This window comes from Trinickia sp. Y13 (assembly GCF_029522115.1).
In the GTDB taxonomy this organism is placed as follows: domain Bacteria; phylum Pseudomonadota; class Gammaproteobacteria; order Burkholderiales; family Burkholderiaceae; genus Trinickia.
The window spans coordinates 37,899-58,965 of sequence record NZ_JAKWFK010000009.1 but is presented as its reverse complement, the minus strand read 5'-3'; the positions used below and the strand labels follow the sequence as shown (position 1 = coordinate 58,965).

The window sequence follows — 21,067 nt, the reverse complement described above, 5'->3', positions numbered from 1 at the left end:
TCAGCCTCGGCTCTTGTAGTTGTGGACGGCTTGCAGGCTCGCGTTGATGTTCGGCACTTCGACCGTGGCCGCGCCCTGCATCACGTCCTTGAGTTGCGTGCGGACCGTTTGCGTGCGCTTCGATGCGCCGTCGAAGTAACGCGCGAGCGCGGCGTCGGCCGCTTGCAAGTCGGCTTTGAGCGTCGCCGAGTTGCGCGAGAGCAGGCCCAAGCGCGCCGAAAGCAAGCGCAGCTTCACGTTCTCGCGGATGAATTCCCCTTGTTCCGGCGTGTTGAGCATGGCGTCTGCATTGTCGAGCCGTCGCACCTGAACGAGGCTCTTGAGCTCGACCGCGGCTGCTTTCGAGAAGGCATGCCACCAATGGGCGAGACGCGACTCGTCGGTGGCCGCGGCGCTCGCGGCCACCGGCGCCGATGCGCCAGGCGCCGCCCCGACATGCGGGTTCGCCGCTTCGCCGAGCAATGGCAGCGTGTCGATCTGCTCGATCGCGTCGTCGAGCTTGATCGCAAGGCCGGTCAAGTCGGTCGACGGCGCCGCCTTCAGTTTGTCGATGTCCTGAGCGATCGCCCGACGCACGAGCGCAGCCTGAGGACTGGCCGATGCCGCCAGGCGCGTATCGGCGCTCTGCAGGGCGAACAGCGCGAGCTGCGTATTGCCGGTGAGCTGGAGTTGCTCGCTTGCGCTCGAGAGCATCTGCTCGACCTCGGCGAGCGTCCAATCGTCGCGATTGCGAGCGAGATCCTGATACTGCTGTTGGAGCGCCTGCTGGGCCGTCTGCGCATCGGCAAGCTTGCCTTGCAACCGCGTCAGTTCGGCGTCGGCCTGATGCGCCGTCGCCACGGCCTGCTCGGTCTTCACGCGCAGCTCGGCCGTTTGGGCGTCGAGCGCCTGCTGCCGGGCCGCGAGCCGCGCATCGAGCCGGTCGAGCTTACGGTTGAAGGCGAAAGCAGCCACCCCCGTCGCGACCGCCAGCAAGATGACGACGATCCAGACGAAACCGCCTCGGCGGCGGCGCGGCACGTCGTACGCCGGCGGCGTCAACGGCGGGAAGGGCGGCGGCGGGGCCGGCGGGAGCGAGGAAGCCGATTCTTGGTTCGTATCAGTCATGCGCGAATGGGTCGAGAAAGAGGCCGTGGCCGGTTGTTCGAGGAAGGCGCGAGACGATGCGGATAAGGCGCGCAATGCCCCGAGGATGCGAGCATCGCCGGGGCCGGATGCCGTAATCGTATCAAAACCGGTCGCGCGCGCCGTCTCGGCAATGCGCGGATGCGGCGCGACGAGCGGCGCGCGCAGCAACGCGAGCCGCTCGTCTTCGCGCAGATGCGCGCGCGCGAGCGCGTCGAGGTTGCGCACGCCCTCCGAACTCGTGAGCAGCCAAGCATGCGGCGCGCCTTGCAGCAGCGAACGCACGCGGGCCCATGCGGCGGCGGTGGGCGCAGGCACCATGCGCCGGTAGGCGCAGACCGCTTCGACCTGCGCGCCCGCCTCGCGAAGGCGATCGGCAAGCCACTCGCGGCCGCCATCGCCGCGCACGATCAGCACCGGACGGCCGTGCAACGAGGCGAGCCCGAGCCGTTCTTCGAGCGCTGCGAGCAGCGCCTCCGAGTCGAAGCGTGCGGCGGCATCGCCGTTTCCGTCTTCACTTGCCGCCACCGCCGGGCTAGCGGGCGCGCTTGCCGTCGATGCAGGGGTTGCCGGCGTCGCTGCCCGATCGTCGGCCGCGGCAGGGGCCTGCGCTCCGTCCGGCGCGACGACCCGATACGCCGGGGGCGCGATCCCGCGCCGCGCCAATGCAGCCACGCTCCCCGGCCCCACCACGGCGATGGGGACGGCCGCGGGCCAGGCGAGCCCCGGCACGGCATCCAAAGCGCGCTCGATCGCATTGGGCGAAACGAACACCACCAACGCGTAACGATCGAGCGCGGCCAGCGCCGCGCGCAGCGGGGCGGCGTCTTCGGCGCCAGCAATTTCGATCAGCGGAAAATCAAACGCCGCGATGCCCTCACGCTCGAGCGCAGCGGCAAGCTCGGCGGACTGCCCCGGCGGACGCGTCAATACCGCCGTGAAGCGCGGCGGCTCGTTGCGCTCGCTCGCCTGCAAACCGCCAGAATCGACGCTCGTCACGGTCGCGGCGGCGTCTCAGGCGGCGGGCTCGGCGCCGCGCGCGGCTGCGAGCTCGTCGACGACGGCGCGCGCGCCCTGCGCAACCAGCGAGCGTGCAACGGCGTCGCCAAGCGCCATCGCTTCGGCCTCGCTCGCCACCGGCTCGCACGCCTGGGCGAAGGCGGCGCGGCTGCCATCGGGCATCGAGACGCAACTGGCCAGCGACAGGCGCTCGCCCTGCCAACTCGCATGGGCGGCGAGTGGCACGTCGCAGCTGCCGCCAAGCGCGCGCGAGACGGCGCGTTCGGCCTCGACCGCAAGCCGCGTGGGCTCGTGCTTGAGCGGCGCCAGCCACGCTTGAAGTTCGGGCCGGCCAGCGCGAATTTCGATGCCGAGCGCACCCTGCCCCGCCGCCGGCAAGCTAACCTCGACATCGAGCCAAGCGCGGATGCGCGCGGCCAAGCCGAGCCGCTTCAACCCGGCGCTTGCCAGAATGATGGCGGCGTAGTCGCCGCGATCGAGCTTGGACAACCGCGTGTCGAGGTTGCCGCGCAGCGGTTGGACCACGAGATGGGGATAGCGCGTGCGCAGCATGGCCTCGCGGCGCAGGCTCGACGTGCCGACGACGCTGCCTGCCGGTAGCGCATCGAGCGAGTCGTAATCGTTGGAGACGAACGCATCGCGCGGATCTTCGCGCTCCATGACGGCGGCGAGCATGAAGCCTTCGGGCAACGCCATCGGCACGTCCTTGAGCGAATGCACGGCCAAATCGGCCCTGCCGTCGGCCAGCGCATTCTCGAGTTCTTTGACGAAAAGCCCTTTACCGCCGACCTTCGAGAGCGTGCGATCGAGGATTTGATCGCCGCGCGTCGTCATTCCGAGAATTCGGACGTCGCAAGATGGATATAATTTCCGCAGCGCATCGCGGACGAACTCGGCCTGCCACATCGCGAGACGGCTCTCTCGCGACGCGATCACGAGTTCGGTAGGCGGTGCGGCTGTAAGCGTCTCGGAATTCATAAGTCAAAACTTGGAAGGACGGGATCGAACATCGAGAAATGGTAGCACGCACGCCTTGCCCCATTTTTGCGCTTGCCGGCGCCCGGCCGCGTCCACCGCGCACCGCCGGCATCCGGACGCATCGCCACGAGCGCCGCGCCGCCGGAATCCAGGGCGCGCCAGCACCTTTGCAGTCGTTTTCGTCAGTTTTGTAGCTGTCTGCCGTTTGTCCCTTTCACTCTGGCATCACTGAGGAACCCACCGTGACGTCTTCCGGATCGGCGCGCACCGCCCGCCGCAACGATGCATCGCCCCGCTCATCCGCAAAGTCCGCTGCGTCGGCCGCTGCGCGCGCCGCCGCAGCGGCCGACGCCAGCGCCCGTAGTAACGGCGCGAATCGCCCTGCTCCATCCAAACCGGCCGGCCGCGGCCGCGAAGACAAAGATCAGCCGTTGTTCCAAGACATTCGCTACCTCGGGCGTCTCCTCGGCGATGTCGTGCGCGAACAAGAAGGCGACGCCGTGTTCGACGTGGTCGAGACGATTCGCCAAAGCGCCGTGAAATTCCGGCGCGAGGACGACACGAGCGCCGCGCAAGCGCTCGAAAAGCAATTGCGCGCGCTCGAACCCGAGCAAACGGTCAGCGTCGTGCGCGCGTTCAGCTTCTTCTCGCACTTGGCCAACATCGCCGAAGATCGCCATCACAACCGCCGCCGCCGCATTCACGCGCTCGCGGGGTCTGCGCCGCAGGCCGGCACCATCGCTTATGCGCTCGGCCGCCTGGCGCCGAACGGCGCGCTCGATGCCGCCGCGCTCAAGCGCTTTTTCGACGACGCACTGATCGTGCCCGTGCTCACGGCGCACCCGACGGAAGTGCAGCGCAAGAGCATCCTCGATGCACAGCACGACATCGCGCGGCTCTTGGCCGAGCGCGATCAGCCGCTGACCGAGCGCGAACGCAGCGCCAACGAAGCCATGCTGCGCGCACGCGTCACCACGCTTTGGCAGACGCGCATGCTGCGCGATTCGCGCCTGACCGTGGCCGATGAGATCGAAAATGCCCTGTCGTATTACCGCGCCACGTTCCTAAACGAAATTCCGGCGCTCTACGACGATATCGAAACGGCGCTCGCCGAGCACACCGGCGCGCCCGCCCACGTGCCCGCTTTTTTCCAAATGGGCAGTTGGATCGGCGGCGACCGCGACGGCAACCCGAACGTCACCGCGGCTACGCTCGAACACGCCGTCACGCGGCAAGCCGCCGTCATCTTCGAGCACTACTTGGAAGAAGTGCATGCGCTCGGGGCCGAGCTGTCGGTGTCGAACCTGCTCGCGGGCGCGAGCGATGCCCTCAAGGCGCTCGCCGCCGCATCGCCCGATCATTCGCCGCACCGCGTCGACGAACCGTATCGGCGCGCGCTGATCGGCGTCTACGCGCGCCTGGCCGCCACGGCGCGCGCCTTGCTGGGCGAAGGTCTCGTGCATGCGCGCAGCGGCGTCAATCGCGATGCCGCACCGTACGCCGACGCCGAAGCGTTCGCGCACGATCTGAACGTGCTCGTCGATTCCCTTTCCGCGCATCACGGCGCCTCGCTCGCCGCGCCGCGCCTGGCGCCGCTCGCGCGCGCCGCGCAGGTCTTCGGCTTCCACCTCGCCTCGATCGACTTGCGCCAAAGCTCGGACGTGCATGAAGCCGTGATCGCCGAGTTGTTCGCGCGCGCCGGGGTCGAGTGCGATTACGCGTCGCTGTCCGAGGCCGACAAGCTGCGTCTGCTGCTTACCGAACTCGAGCAGCCGCGACTGCTGCGCTCGCCGTACCTCGAGTATTCGCCCCTCGTTCAAAGCGAGCTGCGCGTGCTCGAAACGGCGCGCGCCACACGCGAGCGGTTCGGCGCTCGGGCCGTGCGCAACTACATCATTTCGCATACGGAAACGGTCAGCGACCTCGTCGAAGTGCTGTTGCTGCAGAAGGAAACGGGCTTGCTCGATGGCACGCTCGGCCGCAACCCGCATAGCGCGGGCGCGAAGAATGCGCTGATGGCGATCCCGTTGTTCGAAACCATCGCCGACTTGCGCAACGCGCCCGTCATCATGCGCGAGTTCTTTGCGTTGCCGGGCGTCGATGCGCTGGTCGCGCATCAAGGCGGCGAGCAAGAAGTCATGCTCGGCTATTCCGACAGCAACAAGGACGGCGGCTTTCTCACGTCGAACTGGGAGCTCTATCGCGCGGAACTCGCGCTCGTCGGCCTCTTTCGCGAACGCGGCATCACGCTGCGGCTGTTCCACGGCCGCGGGGGCACGGTCGGGCGCGGCGGCGGCCCGACCTACCAAGCCATTCTGTCGCAGCCGCCGGGCACGGTGAATGGTCAGATCCGCCTGACGGAACAAGGCGAAATCATCGCGAGCAAGTTCGGCAACCCGGAAATCGGCCGGCGCAATCTCGAGACCGTTATCGCTGCCACGCTCGAGGCTTCGCTGCTGCCGCAAGGCAACGCACCGGCAAGCCTGGCCGCCTTCGAAGAGACGATGCAGTCGCTGTCGGATGCGGCCATGGCCGCTTACCGCGCACTCGTCTATGAAACGCCGGGATTCACCGATTACTTCTTCTCATCGACGCCGATCTCCGAAATTGCGGAACTGAACATCGGCAGCCGGCCCGCGTCGCGCAAGCTGCAAGACCCGAAGAACCGCCGCATCGAAGATCTGCGTGCGATCCCGTGGGGCTTCTCGTGGGGACAGTGCCGCTTGCTGCTGACGGGCTGGTACGGCTTCGGCAGCGCCGTGGCCGCGCATTTGGAGGGCGCCGCGAGCGAAGCCGAACGCACGCGGCGGCTATCGATGCTGCGCAAGATGTACAAGAGCTGGCCGTTCTTTTCGACCCTACTCTCGAACATGGACATGGTGCTCGCGAAAACCGATCTGGCCGTCGCCTCGCGCTATGCCCAACTCGTGCAGGACAAGAAGCTGCGCAAGCACGTGTTCGAGCGAATCGTGGCGGAATGGGAGCGCACATCGCACGCATTGTCCGAAATCACCGGCAAAGACGAGCGGCTCGCCGACAACCCGTTGCTCGCTCGCTCGATCAAGAACCGTTTTCCGTATCTCGACCCGCTCAATCACTTGCAGGTCGAATTGCTCAAGCGGCACCGCGCGGGCGATACGAATACGAGGTTGCGGCGCGGCATTCATTTGACGATCAACGGCATTGCCGCTGGATTGCGCAATACGGGCTGAGGCAGGCCGCTTAAATCGGCGAACCGGAAAAAGCCTGTTGCGGCCACAGCTTTAGCCGGCCGATGAAAAAATGTAGTTTCAAGGGTTGCCCCCGTGTTGCGCGGGGCGCAACCCTTTTTTCTTTGTCGCGAGGGGAAATGCGCTTCAGTCAACCCTTAAGCGTTTACACCATCGTCGAGTATTCAAGTTTTCCCCCGTTCCAGTCGTTAAAAACTGGAGGAACCCGGTTTTCACGGCAAACCCATAAAACCGGTAAAGAATGCTTGTTTAACGATGACATCCCTTTCGCGTCTCCAACGATCGCTATCTGCTCTCCCGCGCCTTTTTCGTGTCAACCACGCGATGGCGCTGGGCTTGATTTTCGCCGTCTGGCTGGCGCTAGGCGCCTTCGCGACCTGGGATGCGAAAACCGAATTGGCCGGCGAGCAGTTGCAGGCGGACACGCTCGCCGATGCGCTCGCCGCGCACACCTCTCGCGTCATCAAGGAGGCGGATCAGGTGGCGTCGGTCGTCGCGTGGCAGGTGCGCCGCAACGGGGTGGCCCTGCCGCTGCAAGACTACGTGCATTCGGGACTGCTCGATCTCGACGTGTTCATTCAAGTGGCCGTCATCGATAAGCACGGCATTTTGCGCTCATCGACGATCCCTGGCTTCACGCCGATCGACCTGTCCGATCGCGAACATTTCCGCGTCCACCTGAACGATCCCAGCACGCGGCTCATCGTCGGCCGTCCGGTCATCGGGCGCATCAGCGGACAGCCGTCGATCCAGTTGTCCCGACGTATCAACGATGAACAGGGACGCTTTCTGGCAGTGATCGTCGTCTCGGTGCCGCCCGAATACCTGACCGAGTTCTATGGCCCGCTGCGCATCGGCAATGACGGCGTCGTCGCCGTCATTGGAGCCCGCGACTTCGCCTTTAGAGCGCGCCGCACCGGCGCGCGCAGCAATCTGGACTGGCAGCGCCTCCCCGCGGGGGCGCCGCTGCGCTTGGCGCTCGCCAAAGCGCCGCGCGGCCATTTTCAAGCGCCCAGTGCGGTCGATGGCATTTTGCGCACCGTCTCGTACGAAACGCTGCCCGACTATCCGCTCGTCGTTCTGGCGGGCTTCTCGAACGCCGACTTTCTCGCGGCATTTCGTCTGCGCACGCTTGCGCTCGTCATTGCCGGCGTGATGCTGACCGCGTTGATTTTGGTCGCGGAGGTCTACCAAGGCCGCCTCTTCCGGCGCCTGCGCGCCGCCTCGAGGAGCGAGCGCGAGGCGCTGGCGCGCACGACGCGCGAAGCAACGCGCGCCGACGCCCTGTTCACGGCGATCCCCGATGCGGCGCTCGGCTTTTCCGCCGACGGCCAAATCGACGGCTACAACCCGCGGCTGCTCGAGTTGCTCGGTTGGCGCGGCGACGAAGTGCAGACGGGCACGCCCGAAGCGGTCGCGCGCGCCTTCTTCCGCGAAGATCGCAGCGCCGAGCGCGACGAGAATTCGGCCCGCTTCGCCGCCTTGCTGCACGGCGCGGCGCTCGATCATTCGGCAAGCGCCGTGTTCCACTTGGAAACGCCGTTCCCCTGCGTGTACGAAATGCGCGTCGAACGGCGCGGCGCAAATTCGAACGGCGTCGTCGCGCTCATTCGCGACGTGAGCAGCGAGCACGCGAACGAGCAGGCGCTGATGCAAAGCGAAGCGCGCTACCGTCAGTTGATCGAGCTCTCGCCGTATGCCGTCTTCCTGATCCAAGAGTTCACGATCGCGTTCGCCAACCCCAAAGCGCTGGACATGCTCGGCGCTTATTCGGCCGCGCAGATCCGCGGGCTCTCGATCGTCGAGTTCGTTCACGCGGAGCACCGCGAGGTGGTCGAGGAGCGCATCGGCCGGCTTTTGCTGCGCTACACCGCGGCGCCCGCACGCGAAGTCAAATGCCTGCGGCTCGACGGCAACGCCTTCATCGGGGAAATGTCGGCCGTTCCGTACGAACTCGACGGCGTGCGCGGCGCGCTCGTCATGCTGCAAGACATCACGAGCCGGAAAGAAGCCGAGACCCAGCGCGATCGCCTCTTCGATCTGTCGCTCGACCTCACCTGCCTGGCCGATCCAGTCGGGCTCTTCAAACGCGTCAACCCGGCGTTCACCACGGTGCTGGGCTGGTCCGCCGAGGAACTGCTGTCGCGGCCATTCATCGATTTCGTCCATCCCGAGGACCGTGAGCGCACGATGGCGGAAATCGGCAGCCGTCGTCCCGGCGAGCCGATCGATCAATTCGAGAATCGCTACTTGTGCAAGGACGGCGGCACGCGTTGGCTCTCGTGGAAAGCGATTCAGCTCGAAGGGCTCGTCTACGCGACCGCCCGCGACGTGACCGAAAGCCGCCGCGCGACGCGCCAGCTCGAGCAAGCGCGCGCCGATGCCGAAGCGGCCTCGCGCGCCAAGAGCGCGTTCCTCGCGACGATGAGTCACGAGATCCGCACGCCGATGAACGGCGTCATCGGCATGATCGAGGTGCTGTCGCAAACGCCGCTTTCGGGCGATCAGGGGGACATGGTCACGACGATCCGCGAATCGGCGAATGCATTGCTCACCTTGATCGACGATATCCTCGATTTTTCGAAGATCGAAGCGGGCCGGCTCCATATCGAATCGGTCCCGCTTTCCATCGCCCATGTCGTCGACGGCGTTTGCCATTCGCTCAAAACCGTCGCCGAGCGCGCCGGCGTGAATCTGCAGAAGTCTGTGTCGCCCGATATCCCGCCGGTGGTCCTCTCCGACGATACGCGACTGCGGCAGGTGCTCTACAACCTCGTCGGCAATGCGATCAAGTTTTCGGGCGGCCGCCCCGAGAAGCCCGGCGCCGTCACCGTCAGCGTCGAGGCGGCGCCTCACGCATCGCAGCCGAACCGCGCACAGGTGACGTTCAAAGTGCGCGATAACGGCATCGGCATGTCGGCCGATACGCTGCCCAAGCTGTTCAAGCCCTTCACGCAAGCCGAAGCGTCGACGACGCGCCGCTTCGGCGGAACGGGCCTGGGCCTCGCCATCTGCCGCCGCTTGTGCGAATTGATGGGCGGTGACGTATCGGCGCAGAGCGTGCAGGGCGAAGGGTCCACGTTCATCGTCAGCCTGCCGCTCGAGATCGGCGAGCAGGCCGACGTCGGACGCGCACTGTCGCATTCGAACGGCGCCGCGGGCCGCACGCAGCGCTCCGGTGCGGCGAGCTTGGGTGCGGCCGGCCCCGCGCTGTCGGTCGCTCAAGCGCGCGAACTGGGGCGGCTCATTCTGGTGGCGGAAGACGATGCCATCAACCAAAAGGTGATCCTGCGCCAATTGGGCCTGCTCGGCCACGTCGCCGAGATCGCGAGCGACGGGCGCGAAGCGCTCGGCATGTGGCGCGCAAATCGCTATGCATTGTTGCTGACCGATCTGCACATGCCGGAAATGGACGGCTATGAGCTCGTCGAAACGATTCGCCGCGAAGAAGCGCCCGGCACGCGCCTGCCCATCGTCGCATTGACGGCGAACGCGGTGCAGGGCGAAGCGGCGCGCGCGAAGGCGGTCGGCATGGACGGCTACCTGACCAAGCCGCTGCAACTCGCGCGATTGCAGGCGGTGCTCGATTCGCATTTCCCCGCGCATGCGGCCGCCCCGCCCGCCGACGTCGCGCCGGCTGCGCTGCCGCAAAAGGCGCACGCATGCGCGGTCGATCTCGATGTGCTCAAAGGGATCGTCGGTGACGACCCCGAGGTCGTGCGCGAGTTGCTTTGCGATTACCAGCAATCGGTCGGCCGTCTCGCTGCGGAGCTGCGCGTGCATTGCGATGCGGGCCGTGGCCGAGAGGCGGGCGCGATCGCGCACAAATTGAAATCGTCCTCGCGCTCGGTCGGCGCGCTGACGCTCGGCGATCTATGCGCCGAATTGGAAAACGCCGGCAAGGCCGGCGATCTCGCCCTGCTTGCGAATTGGGCGAAGCAGTTCGACGCGGCGCTCGCCGCCGTCGAGGAGTCGCTCGAGCAGTTGCTCGCGGCGGAAATGAAATAAACGATTAGGACTGCGGATCAAATCATCATGGAAGATACCGATCTGACGCCCAAACGCGCCGCCGTGCTCGTCGCGAGCCAATCCGTAGCGGACGCCGAACTCGTGGGCAAGCTGTTGCAAGACGAATTCCACAACGTGAAGTTGTCGACGAAGCCCGAGTTCGCGATCGAGGATTTCGAAGCGCATCGGCCCACCGTGCTCGTGCTCGCGTTCGATACGCTCGAGGCGGCGCAGCGCTATTACATCGGGCTCTATCGCCTCAGCTCGGTCGTGCATGAAACGCGCCATCGCGTCGTCGTCCTGTGCAACAAGCATGACGTCTGGAACGTGTACGACCTGTGCAGCAAGGGGCACTTCGACGATTACGTCCTGTTTTGGCCCGCGACCAACGATGCCCCGCGCATCCGGATGTCGGTGCATCAGGCGCTGCGGATCATGGCAGCCAAAGCGGAAGCCGGCGACGTCGCACCGCGCGCAGCGCCTAGCGGGGTGAACGCGCCGCCCCCGCCCAAGCCCAAGCGCGTCGAAGCCGATACCGACACGGTGGTGCTGGGCGCCGCCGCGAAGGACATGCAAGCGACGGCGTTGTCCGCCGCCCGCGCGCAACAGAGCGCGCCGGCTCAGGCCGCCCGCACGCCGCAGCGTCTATCCGTGCTCATCGTCGAGGACGATGGCTTCCAGCAAAAGCTGATCGGCCGCCTGATGACTGGCCTGGACATCGATGTCCTGTTCGCGAGCACCGGCGCCGAGGCGATCGAGCAAATGTGGGAACACAAGCCCGATCTCGTGCTGATGGATGTTGGGCTGCCCGATACGAGCGGCGTGGAGGCGACGCGCAAGATCAAGTCGATCGGGCAGTTCGGGCACGTGCCGATCCTGATGGTGACGGGGCATAGCGAACGCAACATCGTAGTGGACAGCCTGAAGGCCGGCGCCGCCGATTTTCTCGTCAAGCCGTTCGATAAAAACACGCTTCACGAAAAACTGCGTCAGTTTCTGCCTGCCTTGGCGACATCTTGATTCGAGCACGATGCGCCGCTAATCGACCAAGCCACCGCACCAACCCGCAGTATGTGAAGTGAAGCACATGGAGCAGTCGACCCGCCCCCGTCGAATCCTCGTCGTCGACGACGAGCCATTCGTCCTCAAAGTTCTCGTGCGGCAGTTGACGCAACTGGGCTACGAGGAAATCCTCTCGTACGAGCACGCGCAAGACGCACTGGACGTGCTGCAGCGCGACGACCATCAGGTCGACGTCGTGTTCACCGATTTGCAGATGCCGGGCATGGACGGCGTGGAATTTCTGCGCCAACTCGTGCAGCGCGGCTACGACGGGCAAGTCGTACTCGTGAGCGGCGAGGATGCCCGCATTTTGAAAAGCGCCGAGAAGCTCGCTTATTCGCGGGGGTTGCGCGTGCTCGGCTCATTGGCGAAACCGGCCACGCGCGAGCAATTGCAGCAGCGTCTGCACGGCGGCGCACAGCCCGAACCGCGCAAAGCCGCTACCGCGCCCTATCCCCCCGACGAATTGCGCACGGCCATCGCTGCCGGACAACTCGTCGCCTGCTATCAACCGCAAGTGGCGTTCGCCACCGGCGAAGTGATGGGCGTCGAAGCCATGGTGGGTTGGATGCATCCGCGCGACGGACTCGTTCCGGCCGAGCGCCTGCTCGGCGGCGCCGAGTATTACGGAGTCCTAAACGATCTCACGCGCGGCATGTTGCAGTCCACGCTGGAGCAGGCCACGCAATGGCAGCATTTAGGCGACGATTTCCGCATCGGCATCAATCTGTCGATGGACGATCTCGCCGCGCTCGACTTCCCCGACTTCATCGTGGAAGCGGCGGCGAGCGCCCGCTTCCCGCTGTCCCGGATCGTGCTCGAAATCAACGAAGCGCGGCTCACGCGCGACCGCCTGATTTCGCTCGACGTGCTCACGCGCCTGCGCTTGAAGCGCATCAGCTTGCTGATCGACGATTTCGGCACGGGGCAATCGTCGCTCGAGCACCTGCGCGACATTCCGTTCGACGAACTGAAGCTCGACGGCGGCTTCGTCCACGGCGCGAGCCGCGACGCCTCGCTCAACGCCATCGTCAAGGCAAGCCTGCTGCTCGCGCGCCAATTGAACATGCGCACCATTGCGCAGGGCATCGACGACCTCGAGGATTGGCAAGTGTTGCGCGAGATGTCGTGCGAGGTCGCGCAAGGCAACTTCGTCGGCGCGCCGATGCTGGGAGACGCGTTGCTGCAATGGGCGCAGAGCTGGGCGCAGCGATACGCGGCGTTGGCGAAGTAACGGCCTCGCGGCAAGTCGCGCTCGTTCGCGACGGCGCGCGGCTTGGACGGTGCGCCGGCGATGCGCACCGCCTCGCTTGCCGGTTCGTGCCGCGCCGACACTCAACGCGCTTGGACCATCAGCGCATCGAGCATGAACGAGCCATCCTCTTGCACGCCGTAGTACGCGCGCACTTCATCGGGCGCGCCACTCCACAGCGAGCGAATGGCCGCTACGCGCTCGGCGCTCGTGCGCATGCGCGCCACCCACGACGAGAATTCGATCGGCAAACGCCAACGCTCGCACACGTTCGCATCGAACCCCGCCGCCGCAAAGAAAGCCGACCACTCGTCGGCGCGATAGTTGCGCACGTGCGAGCCGTCGCGCAGGAGTTCGACGGCATGCAAGTGCGTGTCGAGCAACGGATGATCGGCGCCCGCGACGTCGATGAAGAGCACGCGTCCGCCGGGCTTCAAGACGCGACGCACTTGCGCAAGCGCCTGCGGGACGTCGTGCCAATGGTGAGCGCTGAAGCGGCTCACCACCCAATCGAACGATGCATCGGCGAAGGGCAATCGTTCGGCCGGGCCTTGCTCCGTGCGGATGTTCGATAAGCCGCGCTCGTTCGCGCTGGCGGCCACCGTCGCGAGCATCGGCGCGGCGAGGTCGTAGGCGATCACCGAGCGCGCATGGCGGGCCGCGGCAAAGCTCGCGTGACCGGCCCCGCAGCCCAGATCGAGCACGTCGGCGTTCGGCGTCGAACCGATCTGCGCGGCCAGCGTCTCCAGATCGGCCCCGCTCGCGTGTGTCGGACTCGTCAAATAAGCGGCGGCGGTCGAGCCGAACGCGTCGGCGACCTGGTCGTGATGTTTCATCGGTGCGCTCCTTGGGCGGGAAATGGAGGAAAGAGGACCGGCAAGCCGGCCCGTGCGCCGCCGTTCGTCGCCCATCTCAGGGCGCACTGCGACCGCGCTTGCCGCTACAATATGGCCACGCAGGTACCGGTACAAGCCAAGCAAATATCCTGGTATGAAATCTACCCGCGTGCTGGGTCGCTCCACTTTCGTTTCGTCGCTCTAATCGAACGCCATGACCATCGCCGAGTCGTCCCGTCCGCGCACAGGCGCCACGTCAGTCACCGCCGTGCAGCCTAGCGCTTCTGCCGCAAGCGGCGGCACGCCGCTCGAAGCAAGCCCCGCGCGCGCGCTCGGCGAGTTCATCCGGGCCCATCGCGAGCGCCTCTCGCCGCAGGCCGTGGGGCTGCCTCCCGGCCCGCGACGGCGCACGCCGGGCTTGCGCCGGGAGGAAGTGGCTCAGTTGTGCGGCGTGAGCCCGACTTGGTACACGTGGATCGAGCAAGGACGGCCCGTTTCGGCGTCCGCCGACGCGCTCGCGCGCATCGCCGTCGCGCTGCAGTTGTCGCGGGCCGAGCGGGCCTATCTGTTCGAACTCGCGGGCGAGCGCGATCCGGCGGAGCCCACGCCCGCTTCGAACGATGCGCCGGCCGCGCTCATCGCGACGGTTGGGCTCGTGAACGCCCCCGCCTACGTGCTGGACCGCCAATGGAATGCGCTCGCCTGGAATCCGCCCGCAGCCGACCTTTTCGTCGGCTGGCTCGACGGGCCGCCCGATCCCGCGCGCGAGCGCAATTTGCTGCGCTACACGTTCATGGAACCGGCCGCACGCACGCTGATCGTCGACTGGGAGACGCGCGCGCGGCGGCTCGTCGCCGAATTCCGCGCCGATTCGATTCGTCATCTGAATGACGGACCCACTCGCACCCTCATCGATGCGCTCGCCGCCGGAAGCGAGGCGTTCGGGAGGTTTTGGGCGTCGCAAGATGTCGGCGAGCGCGAGGGCGGCCAGCGCGCGTTCGATCATCCCCGGCACGGGCGCCTCGTCTACGATCAGATCACGCTGCGACCCGCGCATCGCGAAGATTTGCTGCTGGTGGTGCTGGTGCTCGCTTGAACGGCGAAAGCAGTGCCGATGGATCGAAACGCGGGCCGGCGCGATCGCATATGCCTAACCATACCGCGCCGGCAGTAAGATAGCGCCCATTGCACCCCATTGCCGTTGCCTGCCACGCCGCGCGCTCGCTATGACCACGATGCCAAACGAACCTACGCCGCCCGTCCTCGCAGCCTTGCTCGCGCGCGTGGCGGCGGAAGATGCCGCCGCGCTGCGCACGATCTATGAAATGACGAGCGCGAAACTGTTTGGCGTTGCGCTGCGTATATTGGTGAGACGCGAATGGGCGGAGGATGTCTTGCAGGAGTCGTTCGTCAATATCTGGCGGTACGCGGGCGATTACCGCGAACCGCTCTCCGCGCCTCTCACCTGGATGGCGGCGATCGTGCGCAACCGTGCACTCGACTACCTGCGCCGGCACAAGGCGGCGACCGCCGACGGCACGGGGCTGACGACCGAATGGAGCGAGGCGCTCGACGAAATGATCCCCGGTGACGAACGCGACCCCGCCGACTCGGCGATGATGTCCGAGCAAGCGAGGCAACTGAGCGTCTGCATGGGGCGCCTCGAATCCGGCCAGCGCCAAGCGGTCGCGCTGGCGTATCTGCGCGACAAGAGCCACAGCGAGATCGCTCAGGAGTTGTCGGTGCCGCTCGGCACGGTGAAATCGTGGGTGCGGCGCGGTTTGGAAAAACTGAAGATTTGCATGGGACATCGGTAACATGAACGGCCTCGCGCTCAATCGACCGTTGGCCGCCTCGTCGAAGCGGCCAGACCCGAGCTCCAGCCGCGGCAATCGTCGGCAGGCCACCCGCTTGGCACATCGGAGGGCGAATTGAATTTGCACCGGTTTCCGGACCTCCTCGATCGCCTTGCCGGCGAATACGCACTAGGCGTGCTGCGCGGCGGCGCGCGCAAGCGCTTCGAGCGCATGGCGCAGCAGGATCAGCGCGTGCGCGCGGCGATCGAAGCGTGGCAAGCGCGCATCGAGGCCATGCCCGAGTTGGCGCCGAGCGCCCCCCCGCCGGCGCACGTCTGGGCCGGCATCGAGCGTCGGCTCGCCTTCGCTAACGCGCCGAGCGCCGCCCATGGCGTCGAACGCACGGCGCCGCAATCGAGCCGCGCCCGCGCTCTGCTCGAACAAAAGCGCCCGCGCTGGTTCGAGTCGCTGGCATTCTGGCGCGGCTGGTCGATCGGCGCGACGGGATTGGCGCTGGCCGCAGTGGTGGCGCTGGCGGTAACGCTGCGGCCATTCGCGCCTCGGAGCGGCGCACCGGTCGAGCAAACCGCTCAAACTTCGCCTTCCGGCGCGGCGAAGATCGAGCGCGTGGCGTACGTCGCCGCGCTCGTGCCGCCGGATCAGCCCAAGAGCCCGACCATGGCGTTGGTGATGTGGGACGACAAGAACGCCATGGCGAGCGTGCATCGCATGAGCGGCGGAGACGCGCCGCCGCCCGGCAAGAGCGAGCAATTGTGGGGCGTGATGCGCGACGGCCGCATGGTGTCGCTCGGCATGCTGCCTGCCGGCGCCGTCGTCGATATGAAAGTGCATGCAATGAACGTCTACGTGAAGCTCGCGGTATCGGTGGAGCCCATGGGCGGCTCGCGGCGCGCCGACGGCCCGAGCGGTCCTGTCGTCTGCGAAGGCGCGTTGATGGCGACGGCCTGAGGACTAGAGCGCACGGGGCTGCGCGCGCGGCGGCGGGACGGCGGGGCAGCGGTGATAAAATCGACGGCTTCCCGCCGCCTTGGCGCACCTTCCTACTGCCCATCATCATGACGTCTCAACTGCACAAAAAAGGCGAAGCCTGGTCGGCTCGCTTCTCCGAGCCGATGTCCGAGCTCGTCAAGCGCTACACGTCGTCGGTGTTCTTCGACAAGCGCATGGCGTTCGTCGACATCGAGGGCTCGCTCGCGCACGCGAAGATGCTGGCCGCGCAAAAGATCATCGGCGCGGAGGATTTGGCGGCGATCGAGCGCGGCATGGCGCAAATCAAGGGTGAAATCGAGCGCGGCGAGTTCCAGTGGCAGCTCGATCTCGAAGACGTCCACTTGAATATCGAAGCGCGCTTGACGGCGTTGATCGGCGATGCGGGTAAGCGGCTGCACACCGGACGTTCGCGCAACGATCAGGTCGCGACCGATATCCGCCTGTGGCTGCGCGGCGAAATCGATCGCATCGGCGGCCTCATCACCGATCTGCGTACGGCGCTCGTCGATCTAGCCGAGCGCCACGCCGAAACGATCATGCCGGGCTTCACGCATTTGCAAGTGGCGCAGCCCGTCACGTTCGGCCACCATTTGCTCGCCTACGTCGAAATGTTCGGCCGCGACGCCGAGCGCATGCGCGATTGCCGCACGCGGGTGAACCGCCTGCCGCTCGGTGCGGCGGCGCTCGCGGGCACGACCTATCCGATCGATCGGCATGCGGTGGCGAAGACGCTCGGTTTCGACGGCATTTGCGCGAACTCGCTCGACGCCGTTTCCGATCGCGATTTCGCGATCGAATTCACGGCCGCCGCCGCGCTCGTCATGACGCACGTTTCGCGTCTGTCCGAGGAACTCGTGCTGTGGATGAGCCCGCGCGTGGGCTTCATCGATTTGGCCGATCGCTTTTGCACCGGCTCGTCGATCATGCCGCAGAAGAAGAACCCCGACGTGCCCGAACTCGCGCGCGGCAAGACGGGCCGCGTGAACGGGCACCTGATGGCGCTGCTCACGTTGATGAAGGGCCAGCCGCTGGCCTACAACAAGGACAATCAGGAAGACAAGGAGCCGTTGTTCGACACGGTCGATACCGTTGCCGACACGCTGCGCATCTTCGCGGAAATGGTGGCGGGCATTACGGTCAAGCCCGAAGCCATGCGCGCCGCGGCGCTGCAAGGGTTCTCGACGGCGACGGATTTGGCCGACTACCTCGTCAAGCGCGGGCTGCCGTTCCGCGACGCGCACGAAGCGGTCGCGCACGCGGTAAGGATTTGCGTCGATCGGGGCTGCGATCTGGCCGATCTCACGCTCGATGAAATGCGCGCGGAGTTGCCGAACGTCGCGCACTTGATCGGCGAAGACGTGTTCGACTATTTGACGCTGGAAGGATCGGTCGCGAGCCGCAATCATCCGGGCGGGACCGCACCCGAGCAAGTGCGGGCGGCGGTGGCCGCGGTGCGCAAGACGCTGTAGTTCGGACAGATCGAAGCGTTCGAAGGTCACCCGATCGCGGACGCAACAGCCGATACATCGCGTCCGAATCGTTCGCATTTGCTCGCGGCTCGTGGCGTTTCGCCGCGAGCGTTCCCGCCGCCCTCAATCGTTGCCGACGGTCTCCGAGAGACGCTTCACCGTCGCCACCCGTTCCCCGATCAGATCGGCACGCTCGGCTTCGGTGCCGAGCGACGAGGTGGCGTCGAAGTATGCCGTCCATGCCCGTTGCGCACGGACCAGCGTCGCTCGCGAATGGGCCGGCAGCTTGTCGCGCAAAGCCCGGGTGTAGCGCCGCAAGTCGAACTGCGCATGCTCGCAAGTCGCATCGGCCGTACACGGACGCATGCGCTCGTTGTGGGCACGCGCATCGTCGCTCTGCGCACGTGTGATCGAAGCCGCCGCAGCCGTTGCCGACCGGCTTGCCGCCGCTGCCGAGGCCAGCGCTGGCGCTGAGCCGGGCGCAGCGCCGGAAGCGCCGGAAACCGACACGGCAGCGCTAGCGGGAACCGGCGCCGGCGGCGCAAACCTCGCCGCCGCATGCCGCACCGCCAGCGCACGGTCGCGCACCGACTGCAGCAACACGTTCGCTTGCGTAATCGAATAAGCGCTGCCACGCGTCGTCTGGAACACGGCGTGCACGAGCAACGCCTCTTCCTTGCGCCAAGCCAGCCAGCGCTTCTGGCTCTCATCCCAAGCACGCCGCGCGCTGTCGGGGGCATTGCCATCGATCCCGCGCATCGCCGCGTCGATCGCCGCCTGCCACGCATCGCGCGCCGCGTCGATGCATTGCACCTGCCCAGCCGTGGTCGACCGATCCGCCCGCGCGAAGCAATTCTGCATCGTCGTATCGATCGGATCGGCTCGCGCGGCTTCCGCCCGCACGGGAACCGGCGCGGCCGCAACCATCATCGCGATCAGCGCGCCAAGTGCCGCCGATATCGCCCGAGCGCCGAAGAGATTCATCGAAGGCAACATCGTCAAACGCGCACGCAGTCGACGAAATATTCGGTATGCCCGCCCACCGTCTCGGCCACGAGCCCGTGAATATCCGTCGAGAAACCAGGAAAACGCTCGTTGAATTCGCGTGCAAACCGCAGGTAGTTCACGATCGTCTTGTTGAAGCGTTCGCCCGGAATCAACAACGGAATGCCAGGCGGATACGGCGTGAGCAAGATGCTCGTGACACGCCCCTCGAGCTCGTCGATCGGCACGCGATCGATCTCGCGGTGCGCGAGCTTGGCGAAGGCGTCGGACGGCTTCATCGCAGGCTCCATGTTCGACAAGTACATCTCCGTCGTCAAACGCGCGATGTCGTTTGCGCGGTAAACGCTGTGGATGGCCTGGCACAGATCGCGCAGGCCCATGCGCTCGTAAGCCGGGTGCTGCGCGACGAATTCGGGCAGCACGCGCCATAGCGGCTGGTTCGTATCGTAATCGTCCTTGAACTGCTGCAACTCGGTGACCATCGAGTTCCATCGGCCTTTCGTGATGCCGATCGTGAACATGATGAAGAACGAATAGAGGCCCGTCTTTTCGACGATGATGCCGTGCTCGGACAAGTACTTCGTGACGATGGCGGCCGGAATGCCCGATTCGCCGAAGTCGCCCGCCATGTCGAGGCCCGGCGTCACGATCGTCGCCTTGATCGGATCGAGCATGTTGAAGCCGTCGGCCAACGGGCCGAAACCGTGCCAGCGATCCTCGGCGTGCAAGATCCAATCGTCGCGCGAGCCGATGCCCTCGTCGGCAAGTGCATCGGGCCCCCACACTTGGAAGAACCAGTCGTCGCCGTACTCGGCATCGACCTTGCGCATCGCGCGGCGAAAATCGAGCGCTTCGGCAATCGACTCCTCGACGAGCGCCGTGCCTCCGGGCGGCTCCATCATGGCGGCCGCGACATCGCACGAAGCGATGATCGCGTATTGCGGGCTCGTCGACGTATGCATCAAGTACGCTTCGTTGAAGCGGTGGCGGTCGAATACGCCATGCTCCGAGTCCTGCACGACGATCTGCGAAGCCTGCGAAATGCCCGCCAGCAGCTTATGCGTCGAGTGCGTCGCGAACACGAGCGCGCCCGTGCGGGGACGCCCCGCGCCGATCGCGTGCATGTCTTGATAGAACGGATGGAACTCGGCGTGCGGCAGCCACGCCTCGTCGAAGTGCAGCGTATCGAGAAAATCGCCGAGCAACGCCTTGATCATCTCGACGTTGTAGACCACGCCGTCGTACGTGCTCTGCGTGATGGTGAGAATGCGCGGCTTCAGGTTCGGATCTTTTTCCAGCGCCTCGCGCGCGAACGGGTTCGCCAGAATCTTCTTGCGAATGTTCTCGGGCTTGAACTCGTCGAGCGGGATCGGCCCGATGATGCCGAAGTTGTTGCGCGTCGGCGTAAGGAACACCGGAATCGCACCCGTCATCGTGATCGCGTGCAAGATCGACTTGTGGCAGTTGCGATCGACCACGACGATATCGCCCGGCGCCACCGTGGCATGCCAAACGATTTTGTTCGACGTCGAGGTGCCGTTCGTGACGAAGAACAAATGATCGGCGCTGAAAATGCGCGCGGCGTTGCGCTCGGATGCGGCCACGGGGCCGATGTGATCGAGCAACTGGCCCAGTTCGTCGACGGCGTTGCAGACGTCGGCGCGCAGCATGTTCTCGCCGAAAAACTGGTGGAACATCTGCCCGAGCGGACTTTTCAGGAATGCGACGCCGCCCGAGTGGCCAGGGCAGTGCCACGAGTACGAGCCTTCGTCGGCATACTTGACGAGTTCCTTGAAAAACGGCGGCGCGAGCGAGTCGAGATAGACCTTCACCTCACGCACGATATGGCGCGCGACGAACTCGGGCGTGTCCTCGAACATGTGGATGAAGCCGTGCAGCTCGCGCAGGATGTCGTTGGGCAGATGGCGCGAGGTGCGCGTCTCGCCGTAGAGAAAAATCGGGATATCGGCGTTGCGGCGGCGCACCTCGTGCACAAACGCGCGCAGCTCCAAGATAGCCGTGGCCAGTTCGGGCAGTTCCCCATCCGGTCCCGTTTCGCCGAGCATCAGCTCGTCGTCGTCGATCGACAAAATGAAGCACGAGGCGCGGCTCGATTGCTGCGCGAACGAGGTGAGGTCGCCATAGCTCGTCAGACCGAGCACTTCCACGCCCTCCCCCTCGATCGCTTCGGCCAACGCGCGAATGCCCGATCCGGAAATGTTCTCGGAGCGGAAATCTTCGTCGATGATGACGACGGGGAAACGAAACTTCATGG

13 protein-coding genes are annotated in these 21,067 nt (G+C 65.8%); 8 read left to right on the top strand and 5 right to left on the bottom strand.

The features are described 5' to 3' along the window. Both hemDX and hemC read right to left on the bottom strand, forming a co-directional pair. Positions 1 to 2,124: a fused uroporphyrinogen-III synthase HemD/membrane protein HemX gene (gene hemDX / locus MMB74_RS16915; protein WP_277429816.1), complete on the bottom strand. Its 2,124-nt coding sequence runs from the start codon at positions 2,122 to 2,124 to the stop codon at positions 1 to 3. Positions 2,125 to 2,139: 15 nt separating this feature from the next. Next, complete coding sequence (hemC, locus tag MMB74_RS16910; protein WP_277429815.1) at positions 2,140 to 3,123, bottom strand: hydroxymethylbilane synthase; 984 nt, start codon at positions 3,121 to 3,123, stop codon at positions 2,140 to 2,142. Positions 3,124 to 3,365: 242 nt separating this feature from the next. Between hemC and ppc the strand changes: the two genes are divergently transcribed. From ppc to MMB74_RS16890, 4 genes are all read left to right on the top strand, one after another. Continuing rightward, positions 3,366 to 6,335, top strand: coding sequence for a phosphoenolpyruvate carboxylase (ppc, locus tag MMB74_RS16905; RefSeq protein WP_277429814.1), 2,970 nt, complete (start codon positions 3,366 to 3,368; stop codon positions 6,333 to 6,335). 354 nt (positions 6,336 to 6,689) lie between these two features. Further along, positions 6,690 to 10,361, top strand: coding sequence for a PAS domain S-box protein (locus MMB74_RS16900; protein WP_277429813.1), 3,672 nt, complete (start codon positions 6,690 to 6,692; stop codon positions 10,359 to 10,361). Between the two features lie 27 nt (positions 10,362 to 10,388). Then, a complete protein-coding gene (locus MMB74_RS16895; RefSeq protein WP_277429812.1) occupies positions 10,389 to 11,381 on the top strand; it encodes a response regulator in 993 nt (330 codons plus the stop codon). Between the two features lie 67 nt (positions 11,382 to 11,448). Continuing rightward, the gene (locus MMB74_RS16890; RefSeq protein WP_277429811.1) at positions 11,449 to 12,657 is read left to right on the top strand and encodes an EAL domain-containing response regulator; all 1,209 of its coding nucleotides are present in this window, start codon (positions 11,449 to 11,451) and stop codon (positions 12,655 to 12,657) included. Positions 12,658 to 12,758: 101 nt separating this feature from the next. On the opposite strand, the gene MMB74_RS16885 is transcribed toward MMB74_RS16890, so the two are convergent. Beyond that, entirely contained in the window at positions 12,759 to 13,511 is a 753-nt protein-coding gene (locus tag MMB74_RS16885; protein WP_277429810.1) for a class I SAM-dependent methyltransferase, read from the bottom strand. Between the two features lie 214 nt (positions 13,512 to 13,725). Here MMB74_RS16885 and MMB74_RS16880 point away from each other — a divergent pair, with 214 nt between their 5' ends. The 4 genes from MMB74_RS16880 (at position 13,726) to argH (ending at position 17,787) form a co-directional block, all read left to right on the top strand. After that, positions 13,726 to 14,607, top strand: a complete 882-nt coding sequence (locus MMB74_RS16880) for a helix-turn-helix transcriptional regulator (RefSeq protein ID WP_277429809.1) — start codon at positions 13,726 to 13,728, stop codon at positions 14,605 to 14,607. Between the two features lie 130 nt (positions 14,608 to 14,737). Further along, positions 14,738 to 15,328, top strand: a complete 591-nt coding sequence (locus MMB74_RS16875; protein ID WP_277429808.1) for a sigma-70 family RNA polymerase sigma factor — start codon at positions 14,738 to 14,740, stop codon at positions 15,326 to 15,328. 114 nt (positions 15,329 to 15,442) lie between these two features. After that, positions 15,443 to 16,276 carry an anti-sigma factor gene (locus tag MMB74_RS16870; RefSeq protein WP_277429807.1) on the top strand — a complete coding sequence of 278 codons (834 nt, stop codon included), beginning with the start codon at positions 15,443 to 15,445 and terminating at the stop codon, positions 16,274 to 16,276. Positions 16,277 to 16,383: 107 nt separating this feature from the next. Continuing rightward, complete coding sequence (argH, locus tag MMB74_RS16865; RefSeq protein ID WP_277429806.1) at positions 16,384 to 17,787, top strand: argininosuccinate lyase; 1,404 nt, start codon at positions 16,384 to 16,386, stop codon at positions 17,785 to 17,787. Between the two features lie 123 nt (positions 17,788 to 17,910). On the opposite strand, the gene MMB74_RS16860 is transcribed toward argH, so the two are convergent. Beyond that, positions 17,911 to 18,771: a lysozyme inhibitor LprI family protein gene (locus MMB74_RS16860; protein ID WP_277429805.1), complete on the bottom strand. Its 861-nt coding sequence runs from the start codon at positions 18,769 to 18,771 to the stop codon at positions 17,911 to 17,913. A gap of 14 nt (positions 18,772 to 18,785) precedes the next feature. Next, complete coding sequence (locus MMB74_RS16855) at positions 18,786 to 21,065, bottom strand: arginine/lysine/ornithine decarboxylase (protein WP_277429804.1); 2,280 nt, start codon at positions 21,063 to 21,065, stop codon at positions 18,786 to 18,788. Positions 21,066 to 21,067 lie beyond the last annotated feature (2 nt).

Excerpts from the sequence above, each read along its gene's own strand:
- hemC (WP_277429815.1), bottom strand. The coding sequence starts at position 3,123 with ATGAATTCCGAGACGCTTACAGCCGCACCGCCTACCGAACTCGTGATC.
- MMB74_RS16895 (WP_277429812.1), top strand. The coding sequence starts at position 10,389 with ATGGAAGATACCGATCTGACGCCCAAACGCGCCGCCGTGCTCGTCGCG.
- MMB74_RS16890 (WP_277429811.1), top strand. The coding sequence starts at position 11,449 with ATGGAGCAGTCGACCCGCCCCCGTCGAATCCTCGTCGTCGACGACGAG.
- MMB74_RS16885 (WP_277429810.1), bottom strand. The coding sequence starts at position 13,511 with ATGAAACATCACGACCAGGTCGCCGACGCGTTCGGCTCGACCGCCGCC.
- MMB74_RS16880 (WP_277429809.1), top strand. The coding sequence starts at position 13,726 with ATGACCATCGCCGAGTCGTCCCGTCCGCGCACAGGCGCCACGTCAGTC.
- MMB74_RS16875 (WP_277429808.1), top strand. The coding sequence starts at position 14,738 with ATGACCACGATGCCAAACGAACCTACGCCGCCCGTCCTCGCAGCCTTG.
- argH (WP_277429806.1), top strand. The coding sequence starts at position 16,384 with ATGACGTCTCAACTGCACAAAAAAGGCGAAGCCTGGTCGGCTCGCTTC.
- MMB74_RS16860 (WP_277429805.1), bottom strand. The coding sequence starts at position 18,771 with ATGAATCTCTTCGGCGCTCGGGCGATATCGGCGGCACTTGGCGCGCTG.
- MMB74_RS16855 (WP_277429804.1), bottom strand. The coding sequence starts at position 21,065 with ATGAAGTTTCGTTTCCCCGTCGTCATCATCGACGAAGATTTCCGCTCC.